16 protein-coding genes are annotated in these 16913 nt (G+C 45.7%); 5 read left to right on the forward strand and 11 right to left on the reverse strand.

Going from position 1 to position 16913, the window contains the following annotated elements; genetic code table 11:
- The first annotated feature begins 251 nt into the window (after positions 1-251).
- Positions 252-1211, forward strand: coding sequence for a 3'(2'),5'-bisphosphate nucleotidase (locus tag AS151_RS05815; RefSeq protein WP_071516109.1), 960 nt, complete (start codon positions 252-254; stop codon positions 1209-1211).
- A gap of 98 nt (positions 1212-1309) precedes the next feature.
- Here AS151_RS05815 and AS151_RS05820 read toward each other — a convergent pair whose 3' ends face one another.
- The gene (locus AS151_RS05820; protein ID WP_071516110.1) at positions 1310-2413 is read right to left on the reverse strand and encodes a CAP domain-containing protein; all 1104 of its coding nucleotides are present in this window, start codon (positions 2411-2413) and stop codon (positions 1310-1312) included.
- Positions 2414-2675: 262 nt separating this feature from the next.
- Between AS151_RS05820 and AS151_RS05825 the strand changes: the two genes are divergently transcribed.
- Genes AS151_RS05825 through phnC form a run of 4 tightly spaced genes read left to right on the forward strand, consistent with a single transcriptional unit; the run spans position 2676 to position 5541 of the window.
- Positions 2676-2990 carry a metalloregulator ArsR/SmtB family transcription factor gene (locus AS151_RS05825; RefSeq protein ID WP_071516111.1) on the forward strand — a complete coding sequence of 105 codons (315 nt, stop codon included), beginning with the start codon at positions 2676-2678 and terminating at the stop codon, positions 2988-2990.
- Positions 2991-2999: 9 nt separating this feature from the next.
- The gene (locus AS151_RS05830) at positions 3000-3920 is read left to right on the forward strand and encodes a phosphate/phosphite/phosphonate ABC transporter substrate-binding protein (protein WP_139240529.1); all 921 of its coding nucleotides are present in this window, start codon (positions 3000-3002) and stop codon (positions 3918-3920) included.
- Complete coding sequence (gene phnE / locus AS151_RS05835) at positions 3920-4756, forward strand: phosphonate ABC transporter, permease protein PhnE (RefSeq protein ID WP_071516112.1); 837 nt, start codon at positions 3920-3922, stop codon at positions 4754-4756. The genes AS151_RS05830 and phnE overlap by 1 nt, the downstream gene beginning before the upstream one ends.
- Before the next feature lie 14 nt (positions 4757-4770).
- Positions 4771-5541 carry a phosphonate ABC transporter ATP-binding protein gene (gene phnC / locus AS151_RS05840; protein WP_139240530.1) on the forward strand — a complete coding sequence of 257 codons (771 nt, stop codon included), beginning with the start codon at positions 4771-4773 and terminating at the stop codon, positions 5539-5541.
- 337 nt (positions 5542-5878) lie between these two features.
- Here phnC and AS151_RS05850 read toward each other — a convergent pair whose 3' ends face one another.
- From AS151_RS05850 to AS151_RS21980, 10 genes are all read right to left on the reverse strand, one after another.
- Complete coding sequence (locus AS151_RS05850; RefSeq protein WP_071516114.1) at positions 5879-6301, reverse strand: secondary thiamine-phosphate synthase enzyme YjbQ; 423 nt, start codon at positions 6299-6301, stop codon at positions 5879-5881.
- 124 nt (positions 6302-6425) lie between these two features.
- Positions 6426-8150: a restriction endonuclease subunit S gene (locus AS151_RS05855; protein ID WP_071516115.1), complete on the reverse strand. Its 1725-nt coding sequence runs from the start codon at positions 8148-8150 to the stop codon at positions 6426-6428.
- Positions 8151-9623, reverse strand: coding sequence for a class I SAM-dependent DNA methyltransferase (locus AS151_RS05860; RefSeq protein WP_071516116.1), 1473 nt, complete (start codon positions 9621-9623; stop codon positions 8151-8153). It lies immediately after the preceding gene.
- Between the two features lie 96 nt (positions 9624-9719).
- On the reverse strand, positions 9720-12062 hold the full coding sequence (locus AS151_RS05865; protein WP_071516117.1) for a DEAD/DEAH box helicase family protein: 2343 nt from the start codon (positions 12060-12062) through the stop codon (positions 9720-9722).
- Positions 12063-12311: 249 nt separating this feature from the next.
- On the reverse strand, positions 12312-12677 hold the full coding sequence (locus AS151_RS05870) for a DUF5615 family PIN-like protein (RefSeq protein WP_071516118.1): 366 nt from the start codon (positions 12675-12677) through the stop codon (positions 12312-12314).
- A complete protein-coding gene (locus AS151_RS05875) occupies positions 12674-12922 on the reverse strand; it encodes a DUF433 domain-containing protein (protein WP_071516119.1) in 249 nt (82 codons plus the stop codon). The genes AS151_RS05870 and AS151_RS05875 overlap by 4 nt, the downstream gene beginning before the upstream one ends.
- Before the next feature lie 34 nt (positions 12923-12956).
- Positions 12957-14165, reverse strand: coding sequence for a DNA methyltransferase (locus tag AS151_RS05880; protein WP_071516120.1), 1209 nt, complete (start codon positions 14163-14165; stop codon positions 12957-12959).
- Between the two features lie 23 nt (positions 14166-14188).
- A complete protein-coding gene (locus AS151_RS05885) occupies positions 14189-15214 on the reverse strand; it encodes a ParA family protein (protein WP_071516121.1) in 1026 nt (341 codons plus the stop codon).
- Positions 15211-16401, reverse strand: a complete 1191-nt coding sequence (locus tag AS151_RS05890; RefSeq protein WP_071516122.1) for an ATP-binding protein — start codon at positions 16399-16401, stop codon at positions 15211-15213. Before AS151_RS05890 ends, AS151_RS05885 begins: the two co-directional genes overlap by 4 nt.
- Positions 16402-16427: 26 nt before the next feature.
- Positions 16428-16604 (reverse strand): hypothetical protein, encoded by a 177-nt coding sequence (locus AS151_RS21980; protein WP_170861327.1) that lies wholly within the window; start codon positions 16602-16604, stop codon positions 16428-16430.
- Positions 16605-16913: the final 309 nt, after the last annotated feature.

The raw sequence follows: 16913 nt of genomic DNA on the forward strand, positions 1-16913 counted from the left end.
GGGGATGGACTAGCATAGCTAATCCATCTAGGCACACCCAATGAAGCGAGAATCTCACGAATTCTATTCGTGAGAGTGTCAATTGTCCTAACTGTGGATTTTCTCTAAAAAGAGATTTTGTAGGAGCTTTGGGGAATTTCCTCAAGGCGTTGTGGGATAGCACCGTACACCTCCGTTGTACGCTCTGACTGCTTTACTTTTACAGTTAATGTATAGTATTGTTCAGTCTTGAACTATCAGTTCTATTCGCAATGGCGTATACCAAAGAAAAACAAGTAGCCTTGGAAGCTGCCCTAGAAGCAGCCAAACTTTGCGAGCGGGTACGTGCTAATATTCCCGCAAGCCTAGAGAAAAAGGATAAAAGTCCCGTTACCGTGGCCGACTACGGTTCCCAAAGTTTGATTTGTCGGGCGATCGCGCAAACCTTTCCCAACGATCCAATTGTAGGAGAAGAAGACGCCGCCGAACTGCGGCAGCCAGAAAAAAAAGAATTTTTAGACGCCATTACCAACTACGTTCGCGAAATTCTACCAACTGCCACTAGCAAAGAAATTACCGACTGGATTAACCTAGGCAATGGCCACGTGGGGCCTCGATATTGGACGCTCGATCCCATCGACGGTACAAAAGGATTTCTGCGTCAGGACCAATACGCCGTTGCCTTGGCTTTAATTGAAGGAGGAGAAGTCAAACTAGGAGTATTGGCTTGTCCGGCATTACCAGGAGAAAACGGTGAAATGGGTCAGTTGTTTCTAGCAGTGCGGGGAGAAGGAGCCACCGTCATGCCTATTTCTGGCGGCGATGCGCGTTCCATTCACGTATCCACCAGCACTGCCGGAGAAAAATTCCGCTTCGTAGAAAGCGTAGAACCCAGCCACGGCGACGAAAAACGCCAGCAAGCCGTTGCCAACGCCATTGGCATTCACGCGCCTGCCAAACGGGTAGACTCCCAAGCCAAATACGGCATTGTCGCCACCGGTGAAGCTGCCTTGTATTTGCGTTTGCCTTCTCCAGAAACCCCCGACTACCGGGAAAAAATTTGGGACCACGCCGCAGGAGCCATTGTGGTGGAAGAAGCCGGCGGCAAGGTCACCGACATGCATGGCAAACCCCTCAATTTCCGCGACCATCACAAAATGCTAGACAACCAAGGCGTAGTCGTTAGCAATGGGGTCATTCACGAGCAAGTGTTGCAGACGTTGAAGGATTAGTTCGGTATGGACATACCGGGCATGGGAGAGAGAAATCAATTTATTTCCTCAATCTCCTAAATTTCCCTATCTCCCAATCTCCCAATCTCGATACGCTCCTACGAACCAACGATAAAATCTTGTTCGTTCAACTGAATTGGGTCAATGCCTGGCAGAACGGCAATAACTTGGTTGGTAAGAGTATCGATAATTTGGGTTTCCGGTTGACCGTCGGGAACAAATTCGTCAAATCCTTGTACGAATCGTACGTCTTCAAACAGAAAGTTGTCTGGCAATTGGATAAAGTCTTCCTGGTCGTTATAGAAAACCACATCGTAGGTGTCTGGTCGCAATGCATAGGTGTCGAAGCCTACACCACCAATGAGAGTATCGATGCCTAAATCGCCAGCAAGAAAATCGTTGCCGTTGTTGCCTTGCAGGTTGTCTTGGTCTTGACCGCCGTACAGGCTATCGTCGTTGTTGCCGCCAGCGACAATATCGTTGCCTAGGTTCCCGTTGGCGACGTTGATGCCATCACCGGTGATGAGGCGATCGCTTCCCCGACCTCCCATCATCATATCATTACCGAGATCGCCAAAGAGTTCGTCGTTGCCGGCGTTGCCGTTGAGGGTGTCGTCGCCAAGGCCACCGCTGATAGCATCGTCGCCGCTAAAACCAGCGATGGCATCATTGCCAGCAAATCCCAACAACTGTTCCCCAAAATCGCTTCCCATGATGATGTCGTTGCCTTCTGTAGGCGTAGGGGAAGGACTGGGACTGGGATTGGGATCGGGAGTCGGTGTGACGGTTCGATTGGCAGGGGTAGCAAATACTTGCGTCCAGTAGTGATTGTAGTTGGTATCGCCGGTATCGTTGGCAAGGAAATGATATCCCACGCCAATTTCTTTTAAGTCGGGGTTGAGGATATTCTCGCGATGACCGGGACTGTTCATCCACCCTTCAACGACGGCTTCTGCATTGGTATATCCGGCAGCAATATTTTCGGCTACAGAGGTGTACCGATAGCCTTCATCCAAAACGCGATCGCTCACATCAGCACCATTCACCCCTGTATGGGAAAAGAAATCCTGAAATGCCATATTTTCGCTATGAGTTTGCGCTGCCTCTGTCAAATCCTGATTGGGAACCAAAGGCGACAAACCCCGTTGGGTTCGTTCCAAGTTCGTTCGTTCGATAACGCGATCGAGTAATTCTTGATTCATGATTTCCTAAAATTCTGCCCAGCTAGTAGGTTGAGAACAATTTTCTATTTTTATTGTTCCCTACTATACCCTTCACTTCCGGAGAGCTACCTTTTTCAGGAAAAATTGAGGAAGCTCTCAGCTACCGTTAACCTGGTTTCGCGAGGATGATTGGCATGGCAATAAGTTTTTAACTATGCTAAAAGAATGAATTTTGCTTCATATGAAAACAGCTTAATCGAAAAACTCGCCGTAGCAAACTCGATTGTTAATAGAAACCGCTATGACATCCAGTTCCCCATCCCACACCACACAATTTTGCGTCCGCCGGCTGAAAGTTCTCGCTGATACCACCCGTTTGGATATTTTGAGAATTCTCATGCAAGAACCCAAACATGTCGGCGAACTCGAAATGTTATTGGAAATAGAACAAAGCTTGCTCTCCCATCACCTGCAAGTCCTGAGACGGGAAGGATTTGTGAGGTCAACCCGCGATGGCAAAGCCGTTCTCTACCATCTATCTCCAGAGTTTCGTACGGATTCTGGGGAAGCCATCGATTTGGGTTGTTGCTTGCTGTCTTTTTTTGATGAAAATTAGGAGCAATTTATGATAGGTAGAAAAGTACGCAAACTCGTATCTGGTTGGTTGCGGTTGGCGGTTCTAAGTACAGTCACCTTGGTCGTGGTGGTTGCCTGTACGGGCAATCCAGAAGGAGAATCGGAGGTTAGGGAGTTAAAATTTGGCGTTGGTCCTTATTTTCCCACACCCAGCGAAACCCGCAACCAGTTTGAACCCCTGTTTCAAAAAATGGCAGCGTCGGTGAATGCTGATGCAGATGTGACGGTTACCCAAGACTGGGTAGGCATTTCCGAGGCGTTGCGTTCTGGTACCTTAGATGTGGCTTGGTTAGGTCCGTGGGGATTCGTTCTGGCACAACATGCCGAACCCTCTCTAGAAGCGATCGCGACGGTGAAATATCAGGGCAATCCTTATTATTATTCGCTGCTCATGACTAGAGCAGATGCGCCTTACAACACATTAGAAGAAGCGATCGCCTACAGCCAAAACCAAGAACAATTAAAACTCAGTCTGGCGGATGTGGGGTCTACTTCCGGCTGGCTTATTCCCACCGCCGAATTCAAACAACGAAACATCGACCCCAAACAAGTTTTTGACTACAACGAAGGAGCCAGCCACGCCGCGCAAGCCATCTCGGTGATTAGCAACCAAACCGATATTGCCTCCGATTACAACCGCAATTTAGACGTACTCGCCAGTACCGGCAAAATCGACCGTTCCGAAATTAAAATTATCTGGCAGTCGGAACGCTTACCCAACGATCCCATTGCCATTCGCGGTGGCTTGCCGGAAAAAGTAAAAACCGGATTGCGCCAAGCAGCTACCAATCTATCGACAGAAGAAGCGAAAGACTTGCTACCGGAGAACTACACCGGATTTGCCGCTTCCGATGGTTCTAACTACAAACCCATTCGCCAAGCAGGGAAATTAGTCGGAAAACTTCAATAATGGCATCGACAATAGATTCAAAACAGCGTCCTGATTTGCAAGCCATGCTGCAGGCAGAACGGCAACGGCGCGGCGGCATTTGGCGGTTGCTGCAACGGGGTTTTTGGAGTGCGATCGCGATCGCGATTCTGGTAGCCAGCCTGCGGACGGCGGAAGTTTCCCTACAAACCTTTTGGGAAGGCTTGCCGCAACTGGGGGAATGGCTAATTCGCTTTTGGCCGCCGGATTTATCGGAATTGCCCACTTTTTTGCAAGCCACTTGGGAAACCTTAGCGATCGCGATCGTGGGAACCGGAACCGCCATTGTGTTAGCCTTGCCCCTATCTTTTCTGGTTGCTAGCAACGTTGCGCCTTTTCCTTTCCTACGAATTCCCTTGCGAGGCATTTTAAATTTCTTACGTAGCATCGACACGATAATTTTTGCCCTCTTTTTCGTATCGGTTGTGGGATTGGGACCGTTTGCTGGCGTGTTGGGGGTAGCGTTTCACACCACCGGTTCCATGGCTAAACTCTACGCCGAAGTGTTGGAAACCTTGCCCCCAGAACCCATTGAAGCCGTAGAAGCCACGGGAAGCGATCGCTTGCGGACCTTTGCGTTTGCTGTGTTGCCAGAGGCGATGCCATCGTTGGTGGGGATTAGCTTGTATTTGTGGGAGTACAACGTTCGTTCTTCGGTGATTCTCGGCATTGTCGGCGCTGGCGGCATTGGCTACGAACTGACGGTCAGCCTCAAATTGCACGATTTTCCCCGTTTGGCAACCATTTTAATTCTGATTCTAGCGATGGTAAGTATGATTGATGCGCTGAGTGCGCATTGGCGGCGGCGCTTAAATTAAGGAAAAATGAGAAAATGACTGCCATGCTAACCGTTGATAATCTCTATCAAACTTACGAAAACCATACCATTTTGGCAGATATTGGTTTTTCCATTGTTCCCCAAACCTTTGTCGCCATTTTGGGACCGAGTGGTTCTGGCAAAACCACACTCATGCGATCGATTTTGCAACTGTTGCCGCCACAAAAGGGCCATATTTGGTTGGAAGATACCAATTTAACCCAGTGTTCGCCGAAAACCCTACGCGCCAGCCGCGCGCGCATTGCCACGGTGACGCAACAATTTAGTTTGGTACGTCGCCGCAGCGTTTTGGAAAACTGTTTGGGAGGACGGTTGCGGGAAATTCCTTTGTGGCGTTGTTTGGCTGGCAAATATCCTGGGTACCTTTTGGAGGCGGGGTTGGTGGCATTGGAAAAGGTGGAATTGTTAGAATATGCTTTTCAACGTGCCGATCGCCTTTCTGGGGGACAAAAACAGCGCGTTGCGATCGCGCGTGCCTTGACACAACAAGCCAATTTGATTTTAGCAGACGAACCGGTGAGCAGTTTGGACCCACAAACGGCGCATAATGTCCTGGCTTTGTTAAGGTCGCTTTGCCAGCAAGAGGGGTTGACGGTGGTTTGCAATATGCATCAGGTGGCGTATGCCAAACAGTACAGCGATCGCATTTTGGGTATTCAGAATGGCAAGTTGGTGTTGGATGTTGCCACTTCGCAAGTAAGCGATCGGGATTTGCAGGTTCTGTATAATACCAAATCCGATGTGCATAGACCACATTTGAGATAGAGGAGGGGGAGGAGAGAAAAAACCACAAGAAGTTGTCGCCTTATACCATTTCCTTAATAGTCTGCAAGAGATAATAGAGGCATTTTGTAGGGTCGCTCACGCGTTGCGACCCTACCAGGGCAATTGGAAAAATCCAGACAATGGTTCGTTGTTTCACGCTAATGGCGATTTTCTTCCAAGGCAAATGGCGCCACGTTGCCATCTGAAACACTCCAAATCGAAAAATCGAGGCGGCAGCCATGGGCCTTTTCAGCACCTGTTTCGCGCCAATTAAGCGCTCCTGCAGGCGGATAAACTGCAGGAGGGCAAATACGATCGAGTTTGGGAACTGAATCGGCTACTCGCCAATGACCTTGATGAGCACCCGTTTTGGGCGCCCGCCGTCAAACTCGCCGTAGAAAATTTGCTCCCAAGGGCCGAAGTCGAGTTTTCCTTCTGTAATCGCTACCACGACCTCGCGACCCATAATTTCCCGTTTGAGGTGGGCATCGCCATTATCTTCGCCAGTACGGTGGTGAGCGTATTTCTGCGGCGAGGGATCGAAGGGAGCTAGTTGTTCCAGCCACTTTTGAAAGTCCTGGTGAAGCCCCGATTCATCATCATTGATAAAGACGGAGGCAGTAATGTGCATGGCATTGCAAAGCACCATGCCCTCGCTAACGCCGCTTTGGCGCACGATTTCCTCGACTTTGGGCGTAATGTTTTTAAAGGACATTCGCCCTTGCTGGTTAAATGTTAGGTACTCAGTATGCGACTTCATACGGTTATCTCCATGACATCTTCTCTATCCAATTGCAAAGCAATATAGACAGGGTTTCCAATTTTTAGGATCGCGATCGCGCAAAGCAATTTTAAATCAATTTTGCATCGATTGCAATTTCGCTTCAAATGTCTAAATGGTGAATGACTGAAGCGGAAATTTGATTGGCAAGTTCTTCTTTTTTGCTCAGGTTTTCTGCTACGCGATCGCAGATTTTCATTAGTTCATTTACTTTAGCAACAATTCGATTTTGTTCTTTTAAGGGCGGTAAATTAAGTACAATTTGTTCTACATCTCCAACACGAAGATGCTTAACTGTCATCCCAACAGCATCTTCAGAAACTCGCTTTAATAGACCTGGCTCTGTAAGGGCAATTAATAAATAGTTTTTATCAATATATTCATCAAGAACTCGTATTAACATGGTTCGCTGACCAAGACACACTTTCATTCCCTCAGGTATGATTGCAGCTTCTCCCATCGGAGCTTCCCTAGTAAAAATGATGTCACCAGGTTGTGGAAAACATCTGCGAGACCAATATTTATAAGTTTCTTCTGATACAAACTTTAAATCATTTAAATTCAGTTTACCATTTCTAATATTATTCGTTCTTATAAGAGGGATTCCATCAGGCTGAGTAGGAGCAGTTTTATTGTGGCAATCCACTATTAAAAAAGATAAGTCAATTAAATGTGCACAAGTCCAATTAAATGGAAGCTTATATGGAGATTTTGCTGTTTCTAAATTCGACAGTTTTTTTAGCATTCGACGATATTCGTGATTTTTTGAAGAACAAGAGTCTAGTTTTTCATACCTAACTTGTCTCATTATGTTGAGTTCATTTTCAGCATTACCATCTTTTAATTTTTGAGTTGTCAACCTACCCTTAACAGCTAAATGCATTATTATTCTACGAAGAGCAGTAAGATCACTAAAATTGGAAATTAAACGATTCCAATTATCCCGAACAAAATGCCAACTTTTATTAAATTCTTCCTCGGTTTCAGCCGTTTCTAAAGCATGAATTGCGGATTGCCGTAGCTGTTGGCGTAATTTGTTGCGATTTTCCTTGCTAGCTTGGGCGCGATCGCAGAGTGCCATTAATTCATCAACTTTTTTAACAATTCGATTCTGTTCTTCCAGTGGAGGCAAAGGAATCAAAAGATTAGGAATATCTCGAAGATTAAGTTTATTTGTATGTGAACCTCCAGCTTTTACTTTTTGATATTGTTTCTCTAGAAAAGGCGAGTTTAATACATATTGAATATAATTAGAGTTGGTTTGTTCAGTTAACTTAATTAGTCCTACACTGACAAATATACTAAATCTTTGGTCTGTGTCTATAACAACTGCTTTACCCAATGTTCCAATGCGACAAATTAAAATATCATTTTTTTCAGGATTACACCTTTTATTGATTTCCTCATGCTCATCTGTTGAAATATACTGACAATTTGAAAAATTTAGAAATCCAGCACTTATATCTTTAACTGAAATAAATGGAACTCCTTTTTCTTGATATTTAGGAGTATAATGGGATCCATCTGTAATTGTTGGCGATATCCTTCCTAACCTAACCCATTCCCATGCCGATGGGATTTCAAATTTTTGCTCGTCTTTTTCAATAGGAGCTAAAGGCTTTTGACGGCGAATTTTTTTATGGTGGTATAAATGTTCCTTTAATGATTGAATATTTTTGATAATTTGTATTGCAGAACTATCATTATAATTTCGTGATGTAAGTTTTCCACGAATTGCTAAATCTAAAATTAAATTTCTTAACTGTTGAATCCCATTTTCTGCTTCTGCAATGACATCAAAATTTTCCCAAAGCGTCTTCAAATCCATCTAATTTTCCTCTCCTTCCAACGATGCCATCAAACTTGCTTTTAATTCGTTTCGGACTTCTTCCGCTTGCGCTTCTGCCTCTCGATATTTCTTCAACAACGTTTCGGGATCTTGATAATCCTCTTCTGGAGTGTTGGGATTTTTGATATCCAGATTAAACCCATTGGCTTTGATATCTTCCACCGATACTTTCCAAGCCAACTCATTTTCCTGGCGATTATTCCACCATTGTTTCTCCTGTTCAAACTCTTCAATCCGCATGGGCTTGGTTTTGGAGTAAGATTTATACCCTGGCGGATAGGGGTGTTCGTAATACCAGATTTCCTCAGTGGGTTCGCCTTTGGTAAAGAACAAAACATTGGTGCGAATGCTGGTATAAGGATTAAAGACACCGCTGGGCAAACGAACAATGGTATGCAAATTGCAATCGCGCAGCAACTTCTCTTTCAATCGCGTCTTGATGCCTTCGCCAAATAAAGTGCCATCAGGTAATACAATCGCCGCGCGGCCTTTGGGTTTCAGCAACTCCATCACCAACAATAAAAACAGATCCGCCGTTTCCCGAGTGCGAAATTCGTTGGGAAAATTGACCTCGATGCCGTCTTCTTCCATCCCGCCAAACGGGGGATTGGTAACCACCACATCCACTTGATCCCTCGGCCCATAATCGCGTAACGGTTTGGCGAGGGCATTGGCATGACGCACCGTTGTGGGCACTTCCACCTCATGCACCATCAAATTTGTAACGCAGAGTAAGTGCGGCAAGGCTTTTTTCTCAGTTCCTTGAACCTTGCTTTTGATATCTTCCAATTCTTCCGGCGTTTCCGCTTTGGCTTTCAATTTCTCATAAGCAGCGGTTAAAAAGCCCCCCGTTCCACAAGCCGGATCTAATACTTTTTCCCCTAACTGGGGATTCACCATATCCACAGCAAACTGGGTAACCGCGCGAGGGGTATAAAACTCGCCATAATTCCCGGCACTCTGCAAATCTTTCAGAATTTTTTCATAAATATCTCCAAATAAATCTCGGGTTTTGGATTCGTTGAAGTCAATGGAATCGTTAATTTTATCAATTACCTGTCGCAACAAGGTTCCCGACTTCATGTAGTTATACGCATCTTCAAACACACTGCGCAGCAATTTCGCCCGTTGTTGCGCTAACCCCGTATAATTTGCCGGATCTAATTCTTTCAGCTTGGGAAACAGTTGATTATCCACTAAATCCAATAATGTCTCGCCAGTGGGGGCATCTTTGCCTAACTGTTCCCTATCTGCCCATTCTTCCCACCGCAAATGCATGGGAACGGGCGATTCGTAATCATCCTCGCTGAGTTCCAATTCTTTATCTTGGTCGCTGAATTTTTTGTAAAACAGCATCCAACCCAATTGCCCAATGCGCTGGGCATCCCCATCAACGCCCACATCTTTGCGCATGATGTCTTGAATGGATTTAATGGTGGCATTAAGAGACATATTGTTTTTTCGTTTCCTGGTTACTCCATCATTCATTGTTGGCAAATTAACAGCCCTTTGGCAAAACACTTCCGAGATTAGTTCATTTAGCACCATTCATGCACTTTCGTCATCATAGAGCAATTGTTGCAATTCTCGCACCGCCTTTTTATATTCCTTTTTCCCGCCAAAGGTTTTCACAATTTCCACGGGCGTGCCAATTTCGCTAAAGGGTTTTAGCTGCAACACTTTGGTATCGTCAGGGGGAATGACATTCTGGTCGGCATACTTTTCCAACAAGGCATCGAGAACTGCCCGCGCTTTTTCCCCATACTTGCTGAACACATCCCGCTTGCGAACTTGTTGCGCTCGTTCTTGGCGCGTCAAGGGCGGTTGGTCAAACGCCACATGACAAATCAAATCAAAGGGATCGTAATCTTCTCCCACCAGGTCTTGCAACGCTTCTAACATCACGCCTTGTTCTTTCAATTCTTCAATAATCGCCTGTTTGCGATCGCTGTCTTGCCAGCGTTTAATAAATTCATCCAAAGAGTGATAGTTTTCGTTAACGGTACGGCGTGTATAATCCCGCAACGATTCGGTCACTAACTTGCCGCTCGTATCATAGTAGCTCGTTCGTTCGGCTGCAACGGAAAATTTTTGTCGTCCTACCACATACTTTTGTTGCGAATTAACACTAGTCTCTTCCTCCTGTAAAACTTCGCTGATTTCTTCGTCGGGGTTATCCGTGCGATAAGTTGGACTATAATTTCGATCCTGAATCGGCGGCCCATCCCAACTGGGATCTTCAAAATGACTGGTGGCCCCGCGAAAGTCAATAATGGTGAAGAAATGCTTGTTGTAATCGGTTCGCAGGCGAGTGCCCCGGCCAATAATTTGTTTAAATTCAGTCAGCGACAAGATGCGCCGATCTAAAACAATCAGTTGACAGGTTTGGGCATCAACGCCAGTGGTCATCAATTTGGAGGTTGTCGCGATAACGGGGAAGGGTTCTTTGGGATTAATAAAATGATCCAACTGGGCTTTCCCTTCCGCATCATCCCCGGTAATGCGCATGATATAACGACGATCGCGCTCGATAAACGGGCGATTGGCCGGGACATTCATCAAACATTGCCGCATGGCTTCCGCATGGTCGACATTTTCACAGAAAACGATTGTTTTTCGCATGGGGTCGCCCTGATGCAGAAACTCGCTGACATATTCCGCGACGCGCTGGGTACGTTGGGGAAATTTAATTGCGCGATCGAAGTCCCGCAAATTATACTCCCGTTCTTCAATTAATTGCCCATAATCATCCGTTTCCCCGCTATCGGGCATCCATCCTTCTCGATCGATATCCAAATTTACCTGAACCACCTTAAACGGGGCTAAAAACCCATCCTCAATCCCTTGCCGCAAGGAGTAAGTGTAGATGGGTTCTCCAAAATAGTCAATGTTGGAAACATATTCCGTTTCCCTCGGCGTTGCCGTTAAACCGATTTGAATGGCGCTGTCGAAATATTCCAGCACTTGCCGCCAGGTGGAATCCTCGGAAGCACTGCCGCGATGGCACTCATCGATCGCCACTAAATCAAAAAAGTCCGGCTCAAACTTGGTATAAATGGCTTCGCGCTCTTCATCCCCGACAATTGCCTGATACAGCGCCAAATAAATTTCATAGGAGGTATCAACGCGCCCTGTCTCATCCACTAATTTCCGATTCAGCTTTTTCATTGCCCCGCCGAAGGGTTGAAAATCGTTAATCATGGTTTGATCCACCAGGGCATTGCGATCCGCTAGAAATAGCACGCGCTTGGCTGTTCCCGTTTTCCACAGCCGCCAGATAATATTGAAGACGGTAAACGTTTTCCCGGTGCCCGTTGCCATCACTAGCAAACATCGTTTTTGTCCCTGCGCGATCGCTTCAATGGTGCGATTAATCGCCAATTGTTGGTAATAGCGCGGTTCTTTCCCTTCCGTTGCGGGATAGTTGCGGGAAGCTAATAATGTTTCTTCCCCATCCGCCAACTGTCGCCAACGTTTGTAGCGTTCCCAAAGTTCTTCCGGCGAGGGAAACGCATCTAAAGAAAGCTGCTGTTCCACTTGAGACGATGTTCCAGCGCGATCGTGCAATAAAAATCCATCTCCATTGCTGGAAAACACAAACGGAACTTCCAACAAATCCGCATACTCCAATGCCTGTTGCATGCCCGCCCCTAAATTGTGTTGATTATCCTTGGCTTCAATGACAGCAAGGGGTTGGTTGGGATGATAAAACAGCACGTAATCTGCCCATTTTTGCCTTCCACGAGCTATCATTTGTCCCCGGACAATAATTCGCCCTTGGGTTAACCGATATTCTCGCCGGATTTGGCGCTTTTGCCATCCCGCTTGTTCTAAGGCTGGGGTAATATAGCGATCGCAAATTTCAGTTTCGTTGAGTTTTCTTTTACTCATTATTTTGTTAGTAATACTAGTATTTGCCTGAATCCCTATACTAATTTGATTGCCAAATTGAATTGTTATAAGTAGTACTGAATGGTAATACTTCTTTTAATTTTCCACGCCTATCGTGAAAAATTTTAATGCAACAAAATCGTTATGCTTCATCACTACCCGACCGGTTTTCCATCTAGTATAATCGGAACATTGGGTGGTAAAAGTTCTTTCGTCATACGTTGCTATCAAAAATAATTGGTGTCCTATTTAATCGTTTGGTTGGTAAACCCGAATCCGTCCTTGACGAACAATCCAGAGTTTTCCATAAATTTCCTCCCTCTGAAAAGCAGCAATCAGAGTAGCAATAGCATTCAGCAAATCTTGATGGCTTGTACGATTCGGCAGTCTTAACACCGCAATTCCTGCATATTGAGAAGGATCGAAACGCAGCGGATTGCTAAAGTCTAAATCTAATGTTACCAAGCACCGTTGTTCCTGCTGACATACTCCAATCAAAGTTAGGTCGCTAGCAGCTTGTAAATTTTCTTCGACAATCGTTGCCACCTCATGACCTGCTTCTGCAAACAGCAATTTTCCCCGATTGCCAATATTTTCATCAAGTTTAATTTTCATACAGTCGAGTCAATGGGAATTTCCACAAATCGTTCTCTTGACATTTCTGCACCATAGGCGATGCAAGCCAGGATATCTTCCTGTTCCAACTGTGGATATTCTTCTAAAATTTCTGTCACGGTCATACCGCTGGCTAGAAAATCTAAAATCAAAGAAACCCAAATACGATGACCTTTAATGCAAGGTTTTCCAAAACAAACATGGGGATTGATGGAAATTCGAGATAAAAGTTCTTGACGGTTCATGATGCCTCTTTAAGTACGATTTTATCTTATAACTTTAAGACTGGTTGGACTTTGGCTTAAAAATATGTATCAAACTAACAACCACCGCCGCCAGACCCGGCCATTTATACCGTCGTTTGGCATTGTAAATCACCCCGCCATTGTTGCAAATAAATCGCAAACCGGTACTGCGCGTATCGCCTTGGGCAATGGTATTGGTAGCAATTAATCCCAAAGCGCCTTCTTCTCTAAGTAAGACAAATGCCCGGCGGAAAAAATGGGCGACCAAATCGGAATTGCCATGGGATTCGGGATGAACCACTTTTAACCAATCCATATACCCTGGGGCATGGGCAGCAATGGCGGTATTTTTCCCCGCAAACGGAGGATTGCCCACAATGGCATCAAATCCGGGATTGTCGCGGTCGAATACTTCGGGAAACTCAACCTCCCAATTGAAAACTTGTACGCCTTTTTCCCCTTCTCGCAACCGCTGGGAAATGTTTTTTACCTTGCTTTCATCATTATTGTTCAAAATTTCCTTGTATTCCTGGCTTTTCTCTTTTTTAGCCGTTTTGGTTTTCTTTTCCGCATCAAAAAATGCAGCCACCGCCACATCGGCATTCAAGCGTACTTGTTCCAACTGACTTTCTGCTAAATCCAATTGCTGCCGCTTGCGCGTATCGTCTTCATCGCTGCGAGTATCGGCGGATTGAATTTCCATGCGATAGTTCTTCACCTGGTCGATATTCTGTAACATTTTCATCAACGGTAAATCGGCCTTGGGGTCTTGGCTAAACGCACCAATTTCCTTGCGGGTTAATCCCACCAGGGAATCGCCAGGTTTCAACGCATGGTCGAGAAACGTAAAAGAGCGATCGCTTGCTAAAGTAAATAACCATAGGGATAGCTTGGCCAAATTAACAGCAAAGAGGTTTTGATCCACCCCATAAATACACTGTTGCGCCACCAACCGCCGCGCAATAAACACCGGTTCTTCCGTATCCGGGGAAATGGCATCGTTTCGTTCCCAAGCTTCCACCAAACGGCCGGCAATTTGCCGGCAAGCTTCCACCAAAAATGCCCCACTGCCCATGGCAAAGTCACACACTTTCAAACTTAACAGTTGTTCTGGCGTGGGTTTTTCCCCCAACTTTTGGAAAACCGGTTGCAGGGTTGTTTCTACCAACCCCACTGGCTGCAAAAATCCCAACCATTCCCGATGTTGGTTCGTCTGTTTTGAGGTTTCGTAGTCAAAACCCATGCTTTGCTTTCTCCTGGCAGTTGTTATGTTTCCAACGATGGCAGTGGCAGTTCAATTTTTGTCGCAATTTTCTCGGCTAATTCTTTAAAGTCAAAATAGACGTTTCTGACCGCTGACAGATGAGCGCCAATCGCCCCATCAGCAGGTTTCAGATGAAAGATTGGTTTGCGAGATTCCTGCGCCATGGGCATCAAACTTTGATAGTGCTTGATTAATGCCAAACGATTGACATCGGTGGAGGAATTAGATGCAGGTACAAGGGATTCGGGTGATTCTTGTAGGACTTCTGTGTGGTATGTTGTAGGAATTTGCTCGATCCATCGTTGAAAGGCTTTCACGGGGCGATCGAATCGAACGCCATGCTGGAGGATAATGTAGCCAATGGGCTGCATTTGACCGGTGGGCAAACTGAAATCAGTGGCTGGATTTTTGGGAATTCGTTCTTGCCATTCTTTACGCCAGCGCACGACGGTGGGTCCTAAATTTTTCAAGCCTTGTAAGGAAAAAAGGTCGGGAGACAGGGGAACAACCATATAGTCGGCGGCAATTAAAGCAGCGCGGTTGATAGCCCCTAAATTTGGACCCAAATCGACCAACACGATATCGGCTTCGCTGTCAGTAGCAGCTTGGGTTAGCAATCGCCAAAAAGCGGAAATGACGCGAAAGGGTCTTTCCTTTCCATCCAAACAAGCAGACCATTGAGAAGATAATTCATCTTCAAATCCCGACAGTTGCAAATCGCCAATGAAAAGATACAAGCCATCTTCGATTTTTTCTAAGTTTTCTAATTTGGGGGCAGCAATATCGCCGATTCCTTTTAATAAGGGTTGAACGCATCGAAAGACCGTATTGCGATCGCTATTTCCTTCCCAAACTTCCTCCAAACGCTCTTCATCTATAAAAGCAGCGGTCAAGTTGGCTTGGGGATCCAAATCGGCGGCGACTACTTTTAGTCCCAGGTCGAAATACATCCAAGCGAGATGATAGACCAAAGATGTTTTGCCTACGCCCCCTTTATTGTTTAAAAAAGTAACGATGGGTGGGTTCATGCTGCCCTCCTGACGGTTACCGATAAATAAGAATCTTGAATGTCAAATTCGGCGGGAGGATTCCCATTTTTTTCTAGTTGTTTTTGAGCTATGGGAATGCCAACGCCAAAACGTTGGACGTAGCCTAGGTTTTTCATGGCTTCGGCTAAGTGAGGGTTGCGATAATCGGTCACTCCTTGATAAAAATTTTGGCGGTTTACTTGTCCGAACAATCCTCCTGGATTGTGGATCTCAATGCGATCGCTGAACCAATACACCCTTACGGGAGCGTTGGTTTGTTCGTAAGAGCGGTGCATAATGGCATTTCGGATGAGTTGCTGTAACGCCACAATGGGATAATCCGGCTTTTTGATTTCTAATGGTTGTGTGGTGATATCCGATGCTGTGGAAATATTGGCTTGTAGCACTTCATCCATGTAACGCAGCAAATCGATGAGAGAACCATCAATTTCCTTTTGGTCGCGAATGGGGTCGGTTAATTCTTTGCCATCAAAGCGAACAAATTGAATGTAAAATCCCGGAACCAACTGTCTGGGTTGCTTGCCAGCGACGAGAATCCCTAAATTTGTGGGGGAGAATTCTGGTGGCGGCGTACAAAAACGCAGGGAAACCAGTTGCTGTTCAATCGAACGCTGGTTTTCTTCTAAAATCTCCGGCGCTAAGGCGGAATGTAAATATTCGCGTTGGAAAATATCTAAGTCCAGATCGTCTGTGGAAGCGGAAGGCAAAGGACGTAAATCGAAAGGTAAATCACCAGCACGTCTTTTTTCGTTCAAGCGACGTTCTTCTTCTAGTGTAGCGATCGCACGTCTGGGTCCAACTCGAATAAAAGTTCGTCCTTCAAATCGTACGGGAGGCGCATCGGATGGTTGTACCACAATCACAGCAACTTCACACCCATCAAACGTATGTTTCTCCACCCGCAAAACAGGCATCGGCAAAATTTTTCCTTCAGAACGGATACCAGCCAGTTCTGTTAAAAGGCGATCGCTAATTGATAGATTAGCACAACTGCCATCGTCGTTGACGCCGATAAAAAGAACGCCAGGCTTTTGGTGATTGGGAAGGTCGTTGGCAAAAGCACAAATGGCTTGTCTGATTTTTTTGCCATCCGCAGCAGATGCCTTTCGTTCCACTCGGTCGGATTCCAAATCCCGAAAAAGTTCTGCGAGTTCCTGCCAATCCATGCTTATCAGTTACTACTGTTTCTATCTTAACCGCTAATCCGGCCAAGATATACCAATCCTACAAGTTCCACGCGACGGACTTTCACCTTTCCTTTAGGAACCAAAACATTCCAAGACCCCGTACCGACAAGCTGCGCGTCAATTTCTCTTTCCCAGAAAACTTCTATTTCTTCTCCCTGGGCATCGTCTTCCAGGCAAACCAATCTTACGGTTGTATCTCCTTGCTTATGGGAAGGCTTTTTACCCTGTCTTTCATAGAGCGATCGCTGGTGTATAGATACAAAAGACCATCTTTAAGTATATCACGAATTGCCTCAGCGATCGCGCTTCCATGCTATTTCTTAGAAAAACATGAATATCCTAATTTGATGTTAGGCAGGGAAACAGGAAACGAAGGGAATACTTGCGTATCGTTTGATACGAAATCCGATATTGCTAAACTACAAACATAACCCGAACCGTCCCCCTTTACAAGGGGGACAACAGGGGGTTCTGACCCGCTGGCATTATCG

Source organism: Geitlerinema sp. PCC 9228, assembly GCF_001870905.1.
GTDB lineage: Bacteria > Cyanobacteriota > Cyanobacteriia > Cyanobacteriales > PCC-9228 > PCC-9228.